The organism is uncultured Brachyspira sp. (assembly GCF_944390845.1).
Taxonomy (GTDB): Bacteria; Spirochaetota; Brachyspiria; order Brachyspirales; family Brachyspiraceae; genus Brachyspira; species Brachyspira pulli.
The window spans coordinates 1-3367 of record NZ_CALXRM010000129.1 but is presented as its reverse complement, the minus strand read 5'-3'; the positions used below and the strand labels follow the sequence as shown (position 1 = coordinate 3367).

General features: G+C 27.6%; 3 protein-coding genes. 2 read left to right on the top strand and 1 reads right to left on the bottom strand.

Annotated features, from left to right (window positions below; genetic code table 11):
- The first annotated feature begins 446 nt into the window (after positions 1–446).
- Together Q0K52_RS14680 and Q0K52_RS14675 are read left to right on the top strand one after the other, a co-directional pair.
- The gene (locus Q0K52_RS14680) at positions 447–1562 is read left to right on the top strand and encodes a sialidase family protein (RefSeq protein ID WP_297300629.1); all 1116 of its coding nucleotides are present in this window, start codon (positions 447–449) and stop codon (positions 1560–1562) included.
- A gap of 69 nt (positions 1563–1631) precedes the next feature.
- Positions 1632–2051 carry a hypothetical protein gene (locus tag Q0K52_RS14675; RefSeq protein ID WP_297300628.1) on the top strand — a complete coding sequence of 140 codons (420 nt, stop codon included), beginning with the start codon at positions 1632–1634 and terminating at the stop codon, positions 2049–2051.
- 805 nt (positions 2052–2856) lie between these two features.
- Here the strand turns inward: Q0K52_RS14675 and secG are convergent.
- Positions 2857–3198 (bottom strand): preprotein translocase subunit SecG, encoded by a 342-nt coding sequence (secG, locus tag Q0K52_RS14670; protein ID WP_297300627.1) that lies wholly within the window; start codon positions 3196–3198, stop codon positions 2857–2859.
- Positions 3199–3367: the final 169 nt, after the last annotated feature.

Sequence of the window (3367 nt, the reverse complement as noted above, 5' to 3'; positions counted from 1 at the left end):
GTGAATTATCAATAGTATTAGCAGAGAACTTTCATCTGTTTGAAAATTGACAAAATATATTTGTTTAGGTATATACTAAAAATTCTTAAGTCTGTCAATCGATGCACTTTATATAGAATTATCAACTTTTTTGTCGCACACGCTCTGCGGACTTCGTCAAAGTTGCAAAAAACGCAACTTTTATAACTTTATATTAAAAACATGCCTATTAAATATAGGATATAGTCTAAAAATGCAGTTTTTTCGGTTCTTTGTGCCAAACCACAGGCACTCCTTTCAGTCGCAGTACTTCCTTCGGTCGCAAAAAAGTGGGGGTGTTACGAAGTACGCAGAGCGGTGGGGCTAGTCCCAACAAATAATAAAAATAATAAAAATAATTTTTGACAAAATATAGTTGTTTAGGTATATGCCGAAAATCATTACATAAATTTAAGGCTTTTAATTTTATGAAAATATTAGATGAAACTGTTTTATTTGAAGATAATAATTCATATCCGGCATTTCCAAGCATTATAAATCTTGATAATAAAAGACAATTAGTAAGTTTTAGAATTGCACCAAGAATAAAGAAACATTATTCACATCTGCATTCATTAAGTAAATCAATGCTTGCTATTGTTAATAAAAATATACAGGAAAAAATATTTGAATTTGCTGAAGAAGATGATGCTGCCAAACAAGATGCTCAGCTTTTTAGAGTAGATGAAAAAACTATATTGGCATACTATTTTAGATACACATTCCACCCTATGAATGAAAAGGAATTATTAAAAGACAGCACATTTATAGAATATGATAATACAATAGCATTGCTTAGCGGTATAGGTGTATGCATTAGCTATGATAATGGTAAAACTTTTTCAAATCCTTATACTATAAAAATAAGTAAAGATAATGCTATAATGAAAAATTTCGCCATTAGAGGAAGTATGTGTAAAATATCTGATGAAATACTTGCTCCTATATATGCCTATAAAAGTAATACAAATAAAAAAGATCCTAAATATCAATGCTATATTATTTCATCTAAAGATTTAATCAATTGGAAAATAAAAACTTTTCTATGTGAAACTGAATTTAAAAAGATAAACGATAAAAAATCTAAAATAGAATATGTTGAACCTTCACTGCTTAGTTATAAAAATAATATTATATCATTCATAAGAACACATGTAGATAATGAGTACGGACTTACATCTATAAGCTTCTCAAATGATAAAGGCAAAACTTTCTCAAAACCTATATTCACAAATATAAAAGGCTATCCTTTGAATCCTTTAATTTTAAATAATGGAAAATTACTTTTAACTTATGGATATAGATTAAAACCTTACGGCATAAGGGCAATATTGCTTGACAGTGTTGAAGATGTATTTGATATAGAAAAAATTAATTACAAAGTTGATAATGATGAAATTATAATAGATTCTTCTATGAAAAGTACTGATTGCGGATATCCTTGGTGCGTGGAAAATAATAATATAATATCTTGTGTGTATTATGGCTATAAAGACAAAAACAAAATGAGAAAAATATATTTAAAAAGGTTTACTTTAAATTAAAAATATAGTATAAAGTAAATATAACTAAATAATAATAAATATCAATAATATTTGTTTGGAGGTTTATTTATGGACGATAAGGATATAATGGATCCTAATGTGTATCAGCTAAAGAATAATGATTGGGAAATCATAAAAAACGATGAATGCACTATTTATAAACTTCTTGCTTATAAATTATCATCTTGGAGTGAAGATACATATTTAATAATCAAACTTAATAAAGAATACAAAGAAGTTATTATTGATTGGAACAGTGCCGATTTTGTATTTGAAAAGCATAAAATGTTTTTCAGATTTGATAATGATTTACCGGATAATTTGGACTGCAAAGCCAGTGAAGACAAGAAAAGTTCTATAGTTTTAGATGCTGATTATGTTTATGATAGTCTTACAAAGGCAAATATGTTAATAATACGTGCATCACTCGAAAAAAGCAAAACAACAAGAATGTTTGATGTTTCAAAATTCAAAGATTTGATAAATTAATATATAACTTTTTATTTTACAGTATACTCTATACTTTTAATAATGTATATTAGGAATATAGTATATACCTAAACAAGTATATTTTGTCAAAAATAAATTTATATTTTTATATCTGGGGCTTTGCCCACCGCTCTGCGTGCTTACGCAATACCCAAGTTCTTTTACGACCGAAGGAAGTACTGTAAGTATTGGTATAAAAGAACCTATATCCTCGACAGGCTCGGATACGCTTCGCGAAGAACTGCATTTTTAACCTAAAATCAGGGTATTATACCATATTTGATACATATTCTTAAAATATAAAGTTATAGTAATTGCGTTTTCGCGAAGCGTATCCGAGCTTGTCGAGGATACAGCAACTTTTTCCCGCCGCACACGCTCTGCGGACTTCGTCAAAGTTGCAAAAAGTGCAAGGACAGAATTAGTACTAAATCATACTAAAATTGTTTTACATGTAATATAATTTATTAAATTAAATCCCAAATTTAGTATTTCGCAAAGTGTATCCGAGCTTGTCGAGGACATAGGTTCTCGCCGAAGTCGGGCTGTGCCTTATACCAATACTTGACAGTACTTCATTAGGTCATAAAATAACTGTGGTACTGGGCAAAGCCCTGCAGATATTTTAAATTTAAAAAATTTATTTTGACAAAATATAGTTATTTAGGTATTCAATACTTATTTCATAATAAAATTCTAATATTTTTATTTTTACTATAAATGAATACATTTATTTAATACAAAAAACTCCTATATAAAAACATAGATATTTTTATATAGGAGTATTATTTTTTAAATATTTTATTTACTGATTTGAAGTTGCTTGAGTATTAGTATTATTAGTTGGTGCTGCTAATGGAGCTGTTTGCTGCTGAGTGTTATTATTTGTTGTATTAGTAGGAACACTTTCAAAAGCAGTTTTTTGAGTACTTATAGCAACAGATATAAGCAAAGCACCTACTATAAATATAGTAGAAAGAAAAGTTGTAGCCTTACTTAAAGCGTTTCCTCTTTGAGAACCCAAAACATTAGATTGAGCATTTGAGAATAAACCTTCAGCTTTACCGCCTTGTATGATAATCAATAATATTAATAATACACATATTATAGAATAAACTACTATAGCTAATGTAAGTAAAGCACTCATATATATTTCCTTAAATTTAATTTTCAATATTTTATTATATATAATTATACCATTTATGAAATATTTTTTCAAGTTAAAAAACTTATTAAATTTGTTTAAGAGCCATAGATATTGCACACTTTTAGTTTAAAAAAAGAAGGTATTCCTTATAATTTAAATTGTTAGAAAT